General features: G+C 68.2%; 13 protein-coding genes. 4 read left to right on the forward strand and 9 right to left on the reverse strand.

The genetic code is table 11. The features are described 5' to 3' along the window. Window positions 1-35: 35 nt before the first annotated feature. From TSH58p_RS31475 to TSH58p_RS31510, 7 genes are all read right to left on the reverse strand, one after another. The gene (locus TSH58p_RS31475; RefSeq protein ID WP_109070942.1) at window positions 36-614 is read right to left on the reverse strand and encodes an NAD(P)H-dependent oxidoreductase; all 579 of its coding nucleotides are present in this window, start codon (window positions 612-614) and stop codon (window positions 36-38) included. Continuing rightward, window positions 611-3,034 (reverse strand): phosphoenolpyruvate synthase, encoded by a 2,424-nt coding sequence (ppsA, locus tag TSH58p_RS31480; protein WP_109070943.1) that lies wholly within the window; start codon window positions 3,032-3,034, stop codon window positions 611-613. Before ppsA ends, TSH58p_RS31475 begins: the two co-directional genes overlap by 4 nt. Before the next feature lie 344 nt (window positions 3,035-3,378). Beyond that, window positions 3,379-4,584, reverse strand: coding sequence for an ABC transporter permease (locus TSH58p_RS31490; protein ID WP_109070944.1), 1,206 nt, complete (start codon window positions 4,582-4,584; stop codon window positions 3,379-3,381). Beyond that, window positions 4,584-5,297, reverse strand: coding sequence for an ABC transporter ATP-binding protein (locus TSH58p_RS31495; protein ID WP_109070945.1), 714 nt, complete (start codon window positions 5,295-5,297; stop codon window positions 4,584-4,586). Before TSH58p_RS31495 ends, TSH58p_RS31490 begins: the two co-directional genes overlap by 1 nt. Window positions 5,298-5,307: 10 nt before the next feature. Continuing rightward, window positions 5,308-6,588, reverse strand: a complete 1,281-nt coding sequence (locus TSH58p_RS31500; RefSeq protein ID WP_109070946.1) for an efflux RND transporter periplasmic adaptor subunit — start codon at window positions 6,586-6,588, stop codon at window positions 5,308-5,310. Window positions 6,589-6,733: 145 nt separating this feature from the next. Beyond that, window positions 6,734-9,307, reverse strand: a complete 2,574-nt coding sequence (mgtA, locus tag TSH58p_RS31505) for a magnesium-translocating P-type ATPase (RefSeq protein WP_109070947.1) — start codon at window positions 9,305-9,307, stop codon at window positions 6,734-6,736. A gap of 330 nt (window positions 9,308-9,637) precedes the next feature. After that, window positions 9,638-10,714 carry an IS5 family transposase gene (locus TSH58p_RS31510; protein WP_109469318.1) on the reverse strand — a complete coding sequence of 359 codons (1,077 nt, stop codon included), beginning with the start codon at window positions 10,712-10,714 and terminating at the stop codon, window positions 9,638-9,640. Between the two features lie 288 nt (window positions 10,715-11,002). On the opposite strand from TSH58p_RS31510, the gene TSH58p_RS31515 reads away from it, so the two are divergent. The 4 genes from TSH58p_RS31515 to TSH58p_RS31530 all read left to right on the forward strand — a co-directional run bounded on the left by TSH58p_RS31515 (window position 11,003) and on the right by TSH58p_RS31530 (window position 14,855). Further along, window positions 11,003-11,917, forward strand: coding sequence for an aldo/keto reductase (locus TSH58p_RS31515; protein WP_109068948.1), 915 nt, complete (start codon window positions 11,003-11,005; stop codon window positions 11,915-11,917). Continuing rightward, window positions 11,917-12,600, forward strand: coding sequence for a DUF6064 family protein (locus TSH58p_RS31520; RefSeq protein ID WP_109068949.1), 684 nt, complete (start codon window positions 11,917-11,919; stop codon window positions 12,598-12,600). The genes TSH58p_RS31515 and TSH58p_RS31520 overlap by 1 nt, the downstream gene beginning before the upstream one ends. Window positions 12,601-12,949: 349 nt before the next feature. After that, the gene (locus tag TSH58p_RS31525) at window positions 12,950-13,960 is read left to right on the forward strand and encodes a ParA family protein (protein ID WP_109068950.1); all 1,011 of its coding nucleotides are present in this window, start codon (window positions 12,950-12,952) and stop codon (window positions 13,958-13,960) included. Then, window positions 13,950-14,855: a ParB/RepB/Spo0J family partition protein gene (locus TSH58p_RS31530; RefSeq protein WP_109068951.1), complete on the forward strand. Its 906-nt coding sequence runs from the start codon at window positions 13,950-13,952 to the stop codon at window positions 14,853-14,855. The genes TSH58p_RS31525 and TSH58p_RS31530 overlap by 11 nt, the downstream gene beginning before the upstream one ends. A gap of 155 nt (window positions 14,856-15,010) precedes the next feature. On the opposite strand, the gene TSH58p_RS31535 is transcribed toward TSH58p_RS31530, so the two are convergent. Together TSH58p_RS31535 and TSH58p_RS31540 are read right to left on the reverse strand one after the other, a co-directional pair. After that, window positions 15,011-15,598 (reverse strand): hypothetical protein, encoded by a 588-nt coding sequence (locus TSH58p_RS31535; protein ID WP_109068952.1) that lies wholly within the window; start codon window positions 15,596-15,598, stop codon window positions 15,011-15,013. 10 nt (window positions 15,599-15,608) lie between these two features. Next, window positions 15,609-16,412, reverse strand: coding sequence for a helix-turn-helix domain-containing protein (locus tag TSH58p_RS31540; RefSeq protein ID WP_109068953.1), 804 nt, complete (start codon window positions 16,410-16,412; stop codon window positions 15,609-15,611). Window positions 16,413-17,113 lie beyond the last annotated feature (701 nt).

Consider the following 17,113-nt stretch of genomic DNA (forward strand, 5'->3'; position numbering starts at 1 on the left):
CAGTGACTGAGGCCAACCACCGTTTCGGCACCAGTTCAGAAATGGACGCGCACCGCGGCGCGGATGCGGCGGATGTTGTCGTCGATCCGCTCGGGCGTGGTGTGCGGCCCCAGATCGTCGAAATGAACATGCTCGACCACCTTGATGCCGCACAGCCCCATGATCGCGGCATCCTGCGTGACCTTGAAGGCCTGCATTTCCCCGACCGCTTCCAGATAGTCCAGCGGGGCGCCGGAGCTGGTGACGATCAGCCCCTTGCGCCCGTGCAGCCTGCCCTCGATCGCCTCGCCGCGCATGTCCCAGGCGAAGCCGTGGGTGAAGACCCGGTCCACATAGCCCTTGAGCATGGCGGGCATTCCAGCCCACCAGATCGGAAACAGGAAGGTGACCGCCTGCGACCCGGCGATGATGGCCTGCTCCCGCCGGACGTCCTCGGGCACCGGCCCCTTGCCGGCCAGTTCCTCCTCCGAGAGGACCGGGTTGAAGCCCATGGTGTAGAGGTCGCGCACCTCGACCGTGTGCCCGCATTGCTCCAGCTCGTCCACATAGGCCCCCGCGGCCTGCCGGATGAAGCTGCCGGAGCGCGGATGCGCGAAAACGACGACGTGCCTCATGATGGTCCTCCCGTCTCAGGGTCCCGCGGGGCGCGGCCGAGTTCCCGTTCCAGCTCCACGACGGCGCGCAGCGTCCTCAGCACGCTGTCGGGCGTCAGGCTGATGGAGTCGATGCCGAGCCGCACCAGGAACTCGGCGATCTCCGGATAGTCCGAGGGCGCTTGGCCGCAGATGCCGCAGGGCCGCCCGTTGCGCCGCGCGCCCTCCACGGCCTGGCGCAGGAAGGCCAGAACGCCTGGATCGCGCTCGTCGAAGTCGAAGGCGACGAGCGGGCTGTCGCGGTCCACGCCGAGCGTGAGCTGGGTCAGGTCGTTCGACCCGATGGAGAAGCCGTCGAAGCGCCGGGCGAACTCGTCCACCAGCAGGACGTTGTTGGGGATCTCGCACATCACGTAAATCTGCAGCCCGTCGCGCCCGCGTTCCAGCCCGTGGCGGGCCATGGCGGCGATCACCCGGTCGGCCTCCTCCAGGCGGCGGCAGAAGGGCACCATGACCTGCACGTTGGTCAGCCCCATCTCCGCGCGCACACGGGCCAGCGCCCGGCATTCCAGCGCGAAGCCCTCCTCGTAGGCGGGGTGGGCGTAACGCGCCGCGCCCCGGAAACCGAGCATGGGATTCTCCTCGACCGGCTCGAACCAGCGCCCGCCGATGAGGGAGGCGTATTCGTTGGTCTTGAAGTCCGACAGGCGGACGATGACCGGGCGCGGGTGGAAAGCCGCCGCGATGGTGCCGATTCCCTCGGACAGCCGCTCCACGAAATAGGCGCTGCCGTCCGGGTGGCTGCGGGTCAGCCGGGCGATGTGGGCGCGCGCGTCGGGGTCCTCGACCCGCTCCGGGTGGACGAGCGCCATCGGATGGATCTTGATGGCCTCGCTGATGATGAACTCCATGCGCGCCAGCCCCACCCCGTCCACCGGAAGCTGGCCGGTCTGGAAGGCCTGGTCGGGGTTGCCGAGGTTCACCATGATGCGCGTCCGCGGGCGCGGCAGCTGGCCGAGGTCGATGCGCTCCACGCGGAACGGCACGGTGCCGTCATAGACCTTGCCGGTGTCGCCCTCCGCGCAGGAGACGGTCACGGTCCGGCCGTCGCTCAGGGCCTCCGTCGCGCGCTCGGTCCCGACCACGGCGGGTATGCCCAACTCGCGGGCGACGATGGCGGCGTGGCAGGTGCGGCCGCCCCGGTTTGTGACGATGGCAGCCGCCGTCTTCATCACCGGCTCCCAGTCGGGCGTCGTGGTGTCGGCCACCAGCACCTCGCCCGGACGGAAGGCGGACAGCCGGTGGGCGTCGGTCACCACACGCACGGCCCCGGTGGCCATGCGCCCGCCGACCGCGCGACCGGTCACGAGCGCGATGCCCTTTCCTTCCGGAACGAAGCTCTCCAGCTCCAGGGCCGTGCGCCGGGAGGCGACCGTCTCCGGCCGCGCCTGGACGATGTAGAGACCGCCGTCGCGCCCGTCCTTGGCCCATTCGATGTCCATGGGCTGGCCGTAATGATCCTCGATCCGGATGGCCTGCTCGGCGAGCCGCAGCACCTCCCCATCGGTCAGGCAGAAGCGCTCCCGGTCGGCGCCGGGGGTGGGAATGGTGCGCGTCGGCTCGCGCGTGCGGCCCAGGCGGTAGACCATCTTCACCTGCTTCTCGCCCAGGCGCCGGCGCAGCACCGCGCGGTGGCCCCGCCGGAAGGTCGGCTTGTGCACGTAGAACTCGTCGGGATCGACCGCGCCCTGGACGACCGTTTCCCCCAGCCCGTAGGCGCCGGTGATGAAGACGGCATCGCGGAACCCCGATTCCGTGTCGAGCGTGAACATCACCCCGGCCGAGGCGAGGTCGGAACGCACCATCTTCTGCACGCCGACCGACAGCGCGACCTTGAAATGGTCGAACCCCTGGTCGATCCGGTAGGAGATGGCGCGGTCGGTGAACAGCGAGGCGTGGCAGCGCCGCACGGCGTCGAGCAGCATCGTCTCGCCCGCGACGTTCAGGTAGGTCTCGTGCTGGCCGGCGAAGCTGGCCGTCGGCAGATCCTCAGCGGTGGCGGAACTGCGCACCGCCACGGTCAGGCCCTCACCATATTCGGCGAGCAGGGCGCGGAAGGCCGCGCGCAGTTGCTCCTCCATCGCCGGCGTCAGGCCGGCGGCGTAGACGATCTCGCGGGCGCCGGCCCCGGCTCGGGCAAGATGCTCCACGTCCGCCTTGTCCAGGCCGTCCAGCAGCGCGTGCAGGCCGTCCCAGGCGCCGGCGGCGGTCAGCGCGTCGCGGAAGGCGGCCGCGGTCAGGGCGAAGCCGTCCGGCACCTCCACCCCCAGCGGCTTCAGGCGTCGGCAAAGTTCGCCGAGCGAAGCGTTCTTGCCGCCCACCAGGGCGACGTCGTCGCGGCCAAGGTCGGAAAACCAGCGGATGTACGAGGTGTCCGGCATGGGCGGCCTCCCAATGTGATGACGCCGGCGCCGGAAGCGTGGCCTGCGGCGGCGGCCGCTTCGATGATCTCGGGCGGGGAGCGAAGGCGGGGCGTTGGTCACGCCGTGTGCGTCTTCACGTCCTGCCTGCGGCGACGCGCGTAATCCTCCAGTTCCCGGCGGATCGCGTCGAACGCGTCGCGAACGGCGACCTCGGGATCTCCTCCGTCACGGCGCCGTCGCCCGCAGCGCCGCCGGGATCATCATCGGGGTGCCAGGGCGGCGGAGCCTTAACCCAGGTAAAGGGTCGCCGACGGAATCAGGCGCCGACCTTCGCGCCGCGCGCGCCTGAACGGAAGCGGCCGTCACTCATGGCGCAGCGCCTGGATCGGATCGAGGCGGGCCGCGCGGTGGGCCGGGATGTAGCCGAAGACGATTCCGACCACGGCGGAGAAGCCGAACGCCACGAGGACGATGATGGGATCGACAAGGAACGGGACGTTCAGCGCCGCCGTCGCCGCGACCGCCAGCCCAAGCCCGAGGGCGATCCCGAAGATGCCGCCGAACAGGGACAGCACCACCGCCTCCACAAGAAACTGCATCAGCACCTGCCCCTCCAGCGCGCCGATGGCGAGGCGTATCCCGATTTCCCGCGTCCTTTCGGTCACCGACACCAGCATGATGTTCATGATGCCGATCCCGCCGACCAGCAGGCTGACCGCCGCCACCGCGCCCAGCAGGCCGGTCAGAACCGCCGTCGCTCCAGCGGTGGCCTGCACGACCTGCTTCATGTCGCGGACGGAGAAATCGTCCTCCTTGCCGGTGCTGATGTTGCGCCGCTCCCGCAACAGGCGCTCGATGCCGGTCTGCACCTTGGCCGTGTCGACCCCGTTGCGGGCCGAGACGTACACGCGCGCAATGTCCATGTTGCCGGCGATCCGCCGCTGGAAGGCGCGCAGGGGCATCAGCACCGTGTCGTCCAGGTCGGTGCCGAAGCTCGACTGCCCCTTCGCCTCGAGAAGGCCGATCACCTCGCACGGGACGTTGTGGACGCGGATGGTCTCGCCGACGGGGTCGGCGCGGCCGAACAGCTTCTCGCGCACGGTCTGGCCGATGACGCAGGCGGCGCGCCCGGCGCGCTCCTCGCCCTCGTGGAAGCCGCGCCCCCGCGCCAGCGCCCAGTTCTGCACGACGAAGTAGCCGCCGTCGGTGCCCGTCACCACGGTGTTGCGGTTTTCCGCCCCATAGATCACCGGCACCGATTTCTGCGCCACCGGCGCCACCGCCTGCACGCCGGGCAGTTGCGCCCGCATCGCCTCGACGTCGCGGGCGTTGAAGGGCTTGGCGTCGGAGCTGGCGCGTCCGGGGCCGGCCTGTCCGGGCAGCACGAACAGCAGGTTGGTGCCGAGCTTGGCGAGGTCGGCGGTGATCCGGGCGGTGGTGCCGTTGCCGATGGTCACCATCCCGATGACGGCGCCGACGCCGATGATGATGCCGAGCACCGTGAGAAAGGAGCGCAGCGCGTTGCGGCGGATCGCCTGAAGCGCGAGCTTGACGGCTTCGACGAGCATCACGCAGCCCTTTCGCCGGGGGCGTCGCTGTCGATGCGGCCATCGACGAACCGGATGATGCGCCGTGCGTGGGCGGCCATGTCCGGCTCGTGCGTGACCATGATGACGGTGATGCCCTGTTCGTGGTTCAACCGCACCAGAAGGTTCATGATCTCCAGGCTCATCCGGCTGTCGAGATTGCCGGTCGGCTCGTCGGCCAGCAGGACGGCGGGGTCGGTGACGATGGCGCGGGCGATGGCGACGCGCTGTTGCTGGCCGCCGGACAGCTCGCCCGGCGTGTGGTCCTCGCGCCCGTCCAGCCCGACACGGGCCAGAACCTCCCGCGCAAGCCGGCGGCGGACGGTGACGGGAACGCCCCGGTAGACCAGAGGAAGCTCCACATTCTCCACGGCGCTGGTGCGGGCCAGCAGATTGAAGCCCTGGAAGACGAAGCCCAGGTAGCGGCGGCGGAGCAGGGCGCGCTGGCGGCGGTCCAGGCCGCCGACATCGACGCCCATGAAGCGGTAGGTGCCGGAGGTCGGGGTGTCGAGGCAGCCGAGAATGTTCATCGCCGTCGACTTGCCGGACCCCGACGGCCCCATGATCGCCACGAATTCCCCTCGGCCGATGCTCAGATCGACCGCGTTCAGCGCCGGGACGGCGGCGGGTCCTGTGCCGAAAATCTTGCTCACACCCTGGAACTCGATGAACGGCGGCTCGCCGTCTCTGGGCATGATGGCCTCCTCAACGGGGCGTGGCGGTGTCCACGATCACCGCCGCGCCTTCCGTCAGATCGCCCTGGAGAATCTCGGTCCTCCGACCGTCGCTTGCCCCGGTGACGACCGCCACCTCCACGGGCACACCGTCGCGCAGCGTCCACACCGTGCGCGACGGGCCGCTGGGATCTTGCGGGCTGGGAGGGCGGAACTGCGGCATGCCGGGCATCATCCGTTTCAGCAGGTCGCCTTTGCCCGCCGCCTCCGCCGGCGGCGTGAAGCGCAGGGCAGGGTTGGGTACGAGGAGCGCGCCCGCCACGTCCTGCACGCCGATCTCCGCCGTCGCGGTCATGCCCGGACGCAACAGCATGGCGCTGTTGTCTACGGTGAGTATCGCCTTGTAGGTCACGACGCCCTGCACCGTCTCCGGGGCGTAGCGCAGGTCGCGGATGACGGCGGGAAAATGGTGATCGGGGTGGGCGTCGACGGAGAAGCGGGCCGACTGTCCTTCCCGCACCTTGCCGACGTCGGCCTCGTCCACGTCCACCTGCACCTCCATCCGGCGCAGATCCTCGGCGATCGAGAACAGCACCGGCGCCTGAAGGGTGGCCGCCACGGTTTGGCCGGGATCGACGTTGCGCTTCAGGACGATGCCGTCGATGGGGGAAACGATGCCCGTCTTGTGCAGGTTCGATTCGTTCAGCGTCAGCTCCGCCTCGGCCACCCCCACATCGGCCCTGGCGTTTGCCAGCGCCGCCACGGCCCGGTCGTGGAGCGCCCTCGCCACGTCCAGGTTCTGAAGCGTGCCGGCGCGGGAGCGAACCAGGGACTGCTTGCGGTCGAGTTCGCGCGCGGTCTCGACGACGGTGACCTCCGCCTGGACGACCTTCGCCTTGGCGGCGGTCAGTTTGGCGCGGGAGCTGTCGACGCTGGCCTTGAACTTGTCGGTGTCCAGTTCCGCCAGCATCTGGCCGGCGGCGACCACGCTGTTGTAATCGACAAGAACCCGGCGCACGGTGCCGGACAGCTCGCTGGAGACCTCGATCTGGCTCGTCGGCTGGACGCTGCCGGTCGCGGTGACGATCACGTGCAGGTCGCCGCGGACCGTCGGTTCGGTCGCGTAGCGGGGGGTGTCGGCGGAGGAGCGAAGCAGGAGGTGGGCGGCCACGGCCAGCGGAGCGAGCAGAAGGATGGCGAGCAGCCATTTGCGTCCGATGCGCGCAGCGCCCGAGACGGTCCGGGGCGAACGGTCCAGCCCCAGAAGCGCATCGACCTCCACCGCCGTTTTCCGTGGCAAGAGTTCAGTCATCACGACCTCTTCCGCCAAGTGCGTTGGACAAGGGTCGGCCGGGGACGCGGAAAGGGCCATGACTTGCATCAATGGGAAGGCGTCGAACCCTCCGCACGGTGCCGAGGCGCTCGGATGATGGCGCCACGGGAAGGGCCGTGGACGGTCAGCGGTGCGGCGAGGCCCGGCTTTTCACCCCCTGCCGTGGAGCGACGCAGCGGAAGAACAGCCGCTTGATCATCTCCACCAGGACCAGATAGGTGGCGACGGCGGCGGCCAGGAACAAATAGAAGGACGCCGGCGGCGCCACGAAGCCGAAGAAGGATGCCAGCGGCGTCAGCGGCAGCAGCGCGCCGACGGCGGCGGCCCCGAGCGTCAACCCGGTCAGGACCGCGTTGGGTCGGCTGCGCCAAGGGCTGCGGCGGGTGCGGATCACGAAGATGACCAGCACCTGGGTGGCCAGGCTCTCCACGAACCATCCGGTCTGGAAGAGCGCCTCGCCGGCGTTGAAGAGGTGAAGCAGCGCGTAGAAGGTCAGGAAATCGAACAGCGAGCTGACCGGACCCAGCACCAGCATGAAGCGCTGGATCAGCCGCAGATCCCACCGCACCGGCAGGGCCAGCGCCTCCGCCTCCACGTTGTCGAGCGGAACGCCGGCCTCCGACGCGTCGTACAGCAGGTTGTTGAGCAGCACCTGGGTCGGCAGCATCGGCAGGAAGGGCAGGAACAGCGAGGCTCCCGCCATGCTGAACATGTTGCCGAAATTCGAACTGCTTCCCATCAGGACGTACTTGGTGACGTTCTGCACCGTCCGGCGCCCCTCCATTACCGCCTCGTGCACCACCGACAGGTCGTGGTCGAGCAGGATGAGGCCGGCGGCCTCCTTCGCGACGTCGGCGGCGCTGTCCACCGAGATGCCGACGTCGGCGGCATGAAGGGCCGAGGCGTCGTTGATCCCGTCGCCGAGGAAGCCGACCACACGGCCGGACCGCTTGAAGGCCAGCAGCACGCGTTCCTTCTGCGCCGGCGTCACCCGGCAGAACACGTTGACCTTGGCGAGGCGGGCGCGCAACGCCTCCTCGCTCATCGCCCGCAGATCGTCGCCCGTGAGCAGGCCGGTAACGGGCAGGCCGAGTTCCGTGCAGACGTGACGGGTCACCCGCTCGTTGTCGCCGGTCAGGATGCGCACCGCCACCCCGGCTGCGGTCAGATCGCGGATCGCCGCCATCGCGCTGGCCTTGGGCGGATCGAGGAAAACCGCGTAACCGGCGAAGGCCAGTTCGCTTTCGTCCCCGAGCGCCGCGGAGGTGTGCTCCGGCCCCATCGCCTTGGAGGCGATCGCCAGCACCCGGAATCCGTCCTCTCCCAGCTTCTGGAACAGGGCATCCAGCTCGGCCCGCGCCGCCGGGTCGAGCGGCCTCTCGACGCCTCCCGCTCCTTCGTAATGGGTGGATTGCCGCAGAACGTCTTCCGGCGCCCCCTTGACCACCAGCCGCCGCTCGGTGCCATCGGTGACGAGAACCGAGACGCGCCGCCGTTCGAAGTCGAAGGGCACCTCGTCGATCTTCCGCCAGCCGGTCACGTCCAGGGTGCGGAAGGCGATGATGGCCTCGTCCAGCGGGCTCTTGATGCCGCTTTCGAAATGGCTGTTCAGGTAGGCGAGGCGGAAAACCCGTTCGCTGTCCTCGCCGCGGAAGTCCAGGTGGCGGACCATGCGGATCGTCGCCTCGGTCAGCGTCCCGGTCTTGTCGGTGCACAGCACGTCCATGGCGCCGACGTTGTGCATGGCGGGCAGCCGTTTGACGATGACCCGGCGCCCCGCCAGACGCATCGCCCCGCGCGCCAGCGTGACGGTGACGATCATCGGCAGCAGTTCCGGCGTAAGCCCGACCGCCAAGGCTAGGGCGAACATCAGGGATTCCAGCCAGGGCCGGTGGAACAGCACGTTCACGGCCAGCACGAACAGCACCAGGAAGATCGTCAGGCGCAGAATGAGGAAGCCGAACTGGCGGATGCCCAGCTCGAAGGCGGTGGGCGGCGGGGGCGCCTGCAGGGTGCCGCTCAACTGGCCGAACGCCGTGGCGTCGCCGGTCCGGCAGACCACGGCGATGGCGCTGCCGCTGATCACCGAGGTGCCCATGAAGACGGTGTTGAGCGCCTCGCCGGCATCCTCGGCCGGAGTGGCGGGGGCATCGGCGCGTTTCTCCGCCGGGTAGGGCTCCCCGGTCAGCATGGCTTGATTGACGAACAGGTCGCGCGCCTCGATGAGGCGGCAGTCGGCTGGGACCAGATCGCCGGCGGCCAGACGAACCACGTCGCCGGGGACCAGTTGATCCACAGGCTCCGACACCTCCACGCCGTCCCGGCGGACCTGGACGCGCACGGCGACGGTGCGGCGCAACGCCTCCACGGCGTTCTCGGCTCGCATTTCCTGGACGAAGTCCAAGGTGACGCTGAGCACGACCATGACGATGACGATGATGAAGCTGGCGATGTTGCCGGTGGCCGCCGACAGGCCGCTGGCGAACAGCAGGATCAGCACCAGGGGGTTGAGGAAACGGGTCAGGAATTGCAGCCACAACGGCCGGCGACGGTGCGCCGACGGCTGGTTGAGGCCGTATCGGCGACGGCGGGCGTCCACCTCGGTCCGGCTCAACCCCGCGGCGGTCGTTTCAAGGCTTTCGAGAACGGCGGAGATCGGCCGGATCCAAATCTCGTTCCGGATGGTGCCCTGGCCCACTGGCGTGCCCTCGGCTGTGCGGCATGCGCCATGGTAAACGACCACCGATGGTGAAGAAACGGAGCGAACGATCAGCCCGGCTCTTCAAGGCTGGACCCAAAGAGGCCGACATCGCGGTGGCTCAGGCATCGGAAAACACCTGTTTCCCGACAGGCTCCCCCGCCTTGCCGCGAACCGCTCTAGCAGGGTGCGGAAAAACGAACATATTCCGGCCTTTTGCCTCCGCTGAGGCTGAAAATGCGGGTTTCAGCGGGCGATTTGGTCGGGACGGAGCGTTTTTCCTCGCTCTGAGGCCCCCGGAACCCCCGTTCAGGCGGATTGCGGGCGTGATTATGCCGCAGCCAGCAGCTTGGGCAGGCGGATCAGGTTGTAAGCGGTGGCGGTCAGGGTGAACATCCAACCGACGCGGGCCATGCCGCGATGACGCGTTTTGCGCAAACCGGCTCCCTTGATCCAGCCGAACACCTCCTCGATCCGTTTGCGGATGCGCAAGGACACAGCATAGCCAGGGTGGCGGGTGGTCCGGCCATCGATCGCCGAGCGGCGGTTGCTCGTGTTCTGCGCGATGTGCGCAGCGGCACCCAACTCACGCATGTTCGCCACGAAATCCTTGGTGTCGTAAGCCTTGTCGGCGCCCACCGTGATGTGGTGGCGGCCGGGGATCGCCTCGACCATGGACACCGCCGCCTCGCGTTCGGCCAAGCCGGTGGCTGCCGTCAGCCGGACATTCACCACCAGGGCGTTCCGGTTCTCCATCAGGGCGTGGCCCATGAAGGCCAGCTTCGCCGGCTGCCCGTTGCCCTTGCGGTACAGCCGCGCCTCGGGATCGCTGGTCGAGGCATGGGTCTCGTTGGACCGCTTCTCACCATGGAAGTCGCGGTCGCCGTTGCGTCCCGGCCCCGGCGGCTCACCGCTGCCGTCCTTGGGCCGGAAGCTCTTCACCGAGGCCCACGCTTCGATCAGCGTCCCATCCACCGAGAAGTGCTCGTCAGACAGCAGCGCCTTGACCCGGGGTTGACCCAGCACGGTGGCCAGGAACTTGCCCGCCACATCGCCGGCCAGCAGGCGCTCACGGTTCTTGGTGAACACGGTCACGTCCCACACCGGGGCGTCCATCGACAAGCCGACGAACCAGCGGAACAGCAGGTTGTAGTCGAGTTGTTCCATCAGTTGGCGTTCCGAGCGCACCGAGTAGAAGGCCTGGAGCAGCAGCGCCCGCAACAGCTTCTCCGGCGGGATCGAGGGGCGCCCGATCTTCGAGTACAGGCCTTCGAACGCCGGCGACATCACCTCCAGCGCTTCATCCACGATGGCCCGGATCGGCCGCAGCGGGTGATCGGCCGGAACCCGCGCCTCGCAGCTCACGTAGCTGAACAGACCCTCGCTGCGTTCGTCCGAGCCCCGCATCGCCCCCCTCGCTGGCTGCATTCTCCACGACCCCAGAGAATCACGACCGGCCGGCTACGCACAGCCTTTTTCCGCGGCCTGCTAGAGTGCGAAATCCTGGAAAATTGCCGGGATTTCCCATGTGCTGTCGGGTTGCTACCGGGATGGGAGGACAGATCTCACCGAAGGCATGGCTTTCCATACCAGACCTGTTCACAAGCCTCTTGGATCACACCGACGCATTTCGCCGAATACAGGAGCCGAAGCCGTCGAGGAGCGTAGCGACAACGGAGACGAAAGGGTAAGAGCATGAGTGCGACACGACGCGCCGTTCTTCACGGTGTTCTGGCCGGAGCCGCCCTGATGACGCCGCTGCGCATCCAGGCACAAGGCGGTGAGGTGCCGGTTCGACGCATTCCATCCTCGGGAGAGGTCATTCCTCCCGTGGGCCTGGGCACCTGGATCACGTTCAATGTCGGCGATGATCCCGAACTGCGCGGGGAATGCGCGGCGGTCATGCAGGCCTTCTTCGAGATGGGGGGCCGGATGATCGACTCCTCACCCATGTACGGCTCCTCCCAGGCGGTGGTCGGAGATGGCCTCCGAAAGCTGGGGCACTCCCCTGCCCTGTTCGCGGCGGACAAGGTCTGGATTTCTTCGGGTACGCGCGGGCCGTCGCAGATCGAAGAATCGCGCCGCCTGTGGGACGTGCCGCGCTTCGATCTGCTTCAGGTGCACAACCTTCTGTCCTGGGAGGAGCATCTCAAGACGCTGTTCGCCATGAAAGCGGCCGGTCAGCTCCGCTACGTCGGCATCACAACCTCGGAGGGGAGGCGCCACGACCTGTTCGAAGAGATCATGCGCCGACAGCCTCTCGATTTCGTGCAGCTTACCTACAACATCGTCGACCGCGAGGTGGAAGAGCGCATCCTGCCGCTGGCGGCAGACCACGGGATGGGCGTCATCGTCAACCGGCCGTTTCAGCAGGGCGTGCTGCTCCGCCGGCTGGCGGGCCGTCCCCTGCCCTCCTGGGCCGCCGACATCGGCGCATCCAGCTGGGCGCAGTTCGTCCTGAAGTTCATCATCTCCCATCCCGCCGTTACCGTGGCCATCCCCGCGACCAGTCAAGTCGCCCATGTGCGCGAAAACATGGCCGCGATGGCGGGGCCGATGCCCGATGCCGCGATGCGGCGGCGCATGATTGATCATGTAAGGGACCTCTGATGCCGGAATGGTGGACCTATTCGACCGAAGACTTCTTGCTCTTCAGCCCCCGCACCTATTGGCGGCTGATCGAACGGCACAACGAGGCGCTCTGGCCGGCGCATGTCCTGATGATGATGCTCGGCGCCGCCATTCTGCTGTGGCTTGTCCGGCCCCGCCCATGGTCGCATCGCGTGATCGCAGGGACCCTGACGGTCCTGTGGGCCTGGTTGGCCTGGAGCTTCCTATGGGAACGCTACGCCACCATCAACTGGGCAGCATCCTATGCCGCCCCGCTTTTCGTGCTCCAAGCCGTCCTGCTGGCCTTGGTCGGTGGCCGGCTTCACTGGTCGCTTTCGCGAGCCGGGCTGGCACCCATGGGGTTTGCACTCTTCCTCTATGCGCTTGTCCTGCATCCACTGGCGGCGCTCCTCGCCGGACGGCCCCTGCGCGGAGCCGAGGTCTTCGGAATCACACCGGACCCGACCGCGATCGCCACCATCGGCTTGATCATGATGGCCGACGGGCGATGGTCGTGGCTGCTGCTCGCCGTGCCGACGGCATGGTGCCTCGCCAGCTGGGTGACTTTGAACGGCATGGGCTCCCCGGAACAATGGGTGCTTCTTGGGGCGACACTGATGGCCCTTGTTCCGTTCGCACGTCGGCGCACAGCCCGACCGGCGTCGGAGGAACGACCGAACTGAGCAGACCTTCCGTCTATCGCAAGGCCAAGCGGAACACGGCGCGCGGGGTCAGTGCGGGGCCGGCGGGCGGGGTTGGCCTTGTGCGGCGTGGCGGACGATCCCGGATTACGAGGCGCGAAGCCCCGCCTCTCTCAGCCCAGCCATCCGCTGCAAAACGCTGCCCGGAGTGTGACCGTTATGGCGCACTCCACATCCGGACATAGCCAATCACCAACAACGTCACCGTGACGAGTTGACGATTTTGTCACGTGCCGACAAGCTGGCCCCAACGCTCCCAGAACGGGTTGGTGCCGTGATTTCCAAATTCATCAAGGGTGAACAACTGCGGGCGTTCCGCGAAGGCCGGAACATGGGTCAGCAGGAAATGGCCGACTGGCTGAACGGCCAGCTCAGCCGGCGTTACGACCGGAACCGGGTCAGCCGTTGGGAAAATGGCAGCGAGCGGGTTCCGCAGATCGTCGCCCAGCTGATATCGATCAGCGACAAAATGACCGCCGGACCGAAGGGGCTTCCCGGCGGAACCGTCATCGGCGGCGGCACCGGCGCTCCGCGGATTGCGACGAAGGTGTCCGTCGCCAATCAGAAGGGCGGCGTCGGAAAGACGACGACCGCCGTCAACCTCGCCTTCCTGCTGGCGAAAGCGGGAATGAGAGTTCTGCTGATCGATGCCGACGCGCAGGCGAACGCGACCATGCATCTGGGCGTCGACGCCTACGCGCTCGACCGTGACGGAGCGACGCTCTACCACGTGCTGCTGAAGGATCGTCCGATCGAGAAGACCATCGTCGCGGTCTGCGGCGGACTGTTCGACCTGCTGCCGTCGAGCCTGACCCTGTCCCAGGCCGACGGCGAAATGGCCGGAGACCCCAACAGCAATCTGGCCCTGCGCGAGAAGCTGGGAGACATCGACAGCGCCTATGACGCCATCGTGATGGATTGCCCACCGAACCTGGGGCAGGTCACCATCAACGCGCTGAACTGCTCCGACTATGTGCTCGTGCCCGTCCAGACGGAACCGATGGCCGCGCTCGGCGTGCCGATGCTGATCGACAACACGCTGACCAAGGTGCGCCGCCGGGTGAATCCGGGCGTGGAGGTGCTGGGCATCCTGCCGACCATGTACGCGGAACGCCATTCGATGGACCGGCTGACCCTGGCGCAGCTGCACGATCTGTACGGCGCCAAGACCCGCATCTTCTCCCCGGTTCCCTCGTCCACCCAATACCCGCAAGGATCGGCGGCCGGCCGCCCGACCCTTGAGGCGATCCCGACGGCGCCCGGCGCCCAAAGTTATCAGGAAGTCGCGGACGCGCTCATTGCGCTGCGCGCCAAGCGTGAGGAGGCGATCCATGGCCAATAAGCTTCTTGCCCAGGCGACGAAGTCGAAGATGCTGACCAAGGCGGTGACCGGCGCGTCCGAAGCCGTGTCGAGCGACCCGCGCTTCCGGGTGTCCGCCGACCATCCCGAGATCGTGGAACTGGACCTCGACAGGATCGACCCGAACCCGCACCAGCCGCGCCGGCATTTCGACGAGGCGGCGTTGCAGGCGCTCGCCGAATCCATTCACCGTGTCGGAGTCCGGCAGCCCATCGGCGTCCGCAAGGGCGAGGGCGGGCGTTACACGCTGGTCTGGGGAGAGCGGCGGGTCCGTGCCTCCCGGCTGGCGGGCAAGAGCACGATTTACGCGCTCCTGGTCAAGGACGGAAACGGCGCCGAACTGGCGCTGGTCGAGAACCTGCAACGCGAGGATCTCGATGCCATGGAAACCGCCTCCGGGCTCGCCGCCCTGCGGCAGCAGCATGGTTACACCCACGAGCAGCTCGCGGCCGCCAGCGGCCTTGGCAAAACCGAAGTGACGCGGACTCTGGGCATCCTCGCCCTGCCCTCCCCGATCCTCGAGGAATACCCGGCCCACCGTCGTGGCGTCGGCAAATCCGCGCTGTTCGAGTTGGTCGACACCGACGATCCGGCGCTTCAGCTCCGGATGTGGGACATGGCGAAGGGCGGCGCCACCGTCGCGGCTCTCCGATCCGCAAGGAAAGAGCTTGCGGTGGATGCGGACATCCGGGAGGGAGAGCGTGAAGCCGCCGTCCGGCTCCCCCGCGCCTCCGCCGTGAGCCGCATGGAGGCCAGCGTCCGGAAGACCGCCAAGGCCATCGACGCCGTGCGGGAGCAGGGGGCCACCCTGGGTGACGATCAGCGCGACGTTCTGAGGGACCTGCGCGATCGCATCGACTCCCTTCTGGCGAAGTGACGCGCGACGGTGCGACGTCGCACCGCGATTGAAGATCACGGAGCCGCCGGCAGCCGACCGGCCGCATCCGGGACGGTGCAGGGCGCTTCCCACCCGCTCGGTGCCCCAACCGCCATCGAGGCCAGCCGGTGCGATATCGCACCGGCGCGCTTCCGCTAGCCCGTGATCCGGCGGACGGGAATCACCTCGCCCTGCCGGGTTCCGGCGATCTGCCGAAGCCGTTGCGCCATGACGCGCTCCTGCGCACAGGCCTCCTCGCACAAGGCCCGCATCTCGGCGATGCTCGGCCTCCACTTCTTCGTCCGGCGCCATGCACGCGCCGCCGCGTCGATGGCCCAGACCGGGAACTCGCCGAGATCCTCCACCCAATCCATCGCCACCAGCTGCTCGACGTCGGGCGTCAGCCCCTTGGCCGGGTAATGCGACAGCAGGGCCAGCACCCGGCCGAGCAGGCGGTCGGGTTCGGCCGGAGCCAGGACGGAATCCTCCAGCTCATGCAGCGTTCGTCGCGCCATGGCGGCCTGCCGGTCCGAAACGGTTGACGGCGGAGACCAGATTTCCTGAAGCCCGTCGAAGCCGTTCTCGCCGAAGCGCGGCCGATGGTCCAGGCGACCGGCGGCGAGGACCTCCCGCAACGCTTCCGGGAACGCGGCGACGAGAAGCCGGGAACGCTCCGCCGGCGCCATCATGGGGTCGAAAGGCAGCGGCGAGCGATCCGGCAACGGCATCATGGCGACGGACATCGGGACCTCCTCAGAAACGGGGGCGGGTGGTGGGCGGGGTGCTGCGGGCGTCCTTGAGCCGGGCGGCCACGGTCATCCAGGCGTTGACGCGTTGTTCGGCCGCGTTCTGACGGGCAGGGCCGCCGCTTGCGATGGGGCTTCCGGCGGACACAGGGGCTTTCTCCGGAGGGGCCTTGCCGGCCGCCACGTCCTGAGACAACCAGGCGCGCCACGCGGCGGAGAGGTTGCGATAGCGGTAACCGTGTGCCTGGCAGCGCAGGACGAACCCTTCGACGTGCCGGTCGAGGTCGAGAGCGCCGAAGCGGCTGCGGGCCCAGGCGAGGTCGTCGGCGGTCGGCATCCAATCCGCAGGCACGTCACGCACCGGCCCGCGCCCGCCCGAAGCGTGCGAGTCCGGAATCTGTTCGGAATGGAGCTGTTCCTGACTCGGTGCTGGACAGGGGGCGTTCACCGGCGAGTCATCCCTGTCGGCGCCTGGAACACCGCGCGCGTCGGGTTGAGCGGCGACGGCCTCGTTCGGCGTGGTGCGCAGCCGGTACAGGCAGGACAGCCGGGAGCCGTCACGGCCGCGGCGGTGCTCGATGCCGACCAAGCCGATATCGTCGAGACGCTGCAGGATGCGGTTGATGGTCGGGCGTGAGCGTTTCAGTTTCGCGGCAAGCGTCGACTGCGACGGCCAGCAGACACCGTTCTCATCGGCGAAGGTGGCGAGGGCGGCAAGGACCGCGAATCCGTCGGCGTCGAGATCGGGGTGGTCGAGCCACCAAGCGGGTATCTTTCCCCAGCGGCTGGCGTTGTCGGTCGTGATGGTCATCCGGCGTTCCCGCAAAGTCGTGAAACCGGCAATGGGCCGGCGGTCTTGCGGGCAGGATTCCCCGACTTCACCGGAGTCTCCAAAGCGCGCCCGTGTCCTATCGACAGGTGGCGGGCGCGTTTGTGGTAGGAGGCAGGCGCACTTGCTGAGGTCGCAGGCGCGCCTTCTGCAGGCGACAGGCGCGGACATGAAGGTCACAGGCGCGGTTGCACCGCGACTCGGGATGCGCCGAAACGCGCCTGCAACCTATCGAGTCATCGCGACGGCCTCGAACGCGCCGGACCGGGGCCGGATCATATAGGTCACAGGCGCTTTTCGGGGGTCATAACGATAGGACACAGGCGCGCTTGGTCCGCCGCCGGCCATGAAGGTGGCAGGCGCGTTTCGAATCGCCCGATTCTCTAGGTGGCAGGCGCGCTTGGCGATCCGGGGTGGACGGTAGGTCACAGGCGCGCTTCATGGCCGAGCCGGATGTCCCGGTTGTGGTGCGCCGAAAGACTCCCCCGGCGCAGCTTGTGCGATGCGGACGGGCAGGGGGAGCCGCAATCCGATTCCGGGCCGGCCGATTCCTGGCCGGCTTCCGCAAGGATCATGGCCGATTCGCGCTCAGGCCGGGCCTCCTGTCCGGCAAACGCGCCTGTGACCTACGGCCTGCGCGCCCGTCACCTATGGGAAGCGCGCCTGCCACCTACCGGATGTGC

The organism is Azospirillum sp. TSH58 (assembly GCF_003119115.1).
Lineage (GTDB): Bacteria > Pseudomonadota > Alphaproteobacteria > Azospirillales > Azospirillaceae > Azospirillum.

Excerpts from the sequence above, each read along its gene's own strand:
- TSH58p_RS31490 (WP_109070944.1), bottom strand. The coding sequence starts at position 4,584 with ATGCTCGTCGAAGCCGTCAAGCTCGCGCTTCAGGCGATCCGCCGCAAC.
- TSH58p_RS31530 (WP_109068951.1), top strand. The coding sequence starts at position 13,950 with ATGGCCAATAAGCTTCTTGCCCAGGCGACGAAGTCGAAGATGCTGACC.
- TSH58p_RS31510 (WP_109469318.1), bottom strand. The coding sequence starts at position 10,714 with ATGCGGGGCTCGGACGAACGCAGCGAGGGTCTGTTCAGCTACGTGAGC.
- TSH58p_RS31525 (WP_109068950.1), top strand. The coding sequence starts at position 12,950 with ATGGGTCAGCAGGAAATGGCCGACTGGCTGAACGGCCAGCTCAGCCGG.
- TSH58p_RS31475 (WP_109070942.1), bottom strand. The coding sequence starts at position 614 with ATGAGGCACGTCGTCGTTTTCGCGCATCCGCGCTCCGGCAGCTTCATC.
- TSH58p_RS31540 (WP_109068953.1), bottom strand. The coding sequence starts at position 16,412 with ATGACCATCACGACCGACAACGCCAGCCGCTGGGGAAAGATACCCGCT.
- TSH58p_RS31535 (WP_109068952.1), bottom strand. The coding sequence starts at position 15,598 with ATGTCCGTCGCCATGATGCCGTTGCCGGATCGCTCGCCGCTGCCTTTC.
- TSH58p_RS31500 (WP_109070946.1), bottom strand. The coding sequence starts at position 6,588 with ATGACTGAACTCTTGCCACGGAAAACGGCGGTGGAGGTCGATGCGCTT.
- TSH58p_RS31495 (WP_109070945.1), bottom strand. The coding sequence starts at position 5,297 with ATGCCCAGAGACGGCGAGCCGCCGTTCATCGAGTTCCAGGGTGTGAGC.
- TSH58p_RS31520 (WP_109068949.1), top strand. The coding sequence starts at position 11,917 with ATGCCGGAATGGTGGACCTATTCGACCGAAGACTTCTTGCTCTTCAGC.
- TSH58p_RS31515 (WP_109068948.1), top strand. The coding sequence starts at position 11,003 with ATGAGTGCGACACGACGCGCCGTTCTTCACGGTGTTCTGGCCGGAGCC.
- ppsA (WP_109070943.1), bottom strand. The coding sequence starts at position 3,034 with ATGCCGGACACCTCGTACATCCGCTGGTTTTCCGACCTTGGCCGCGAC.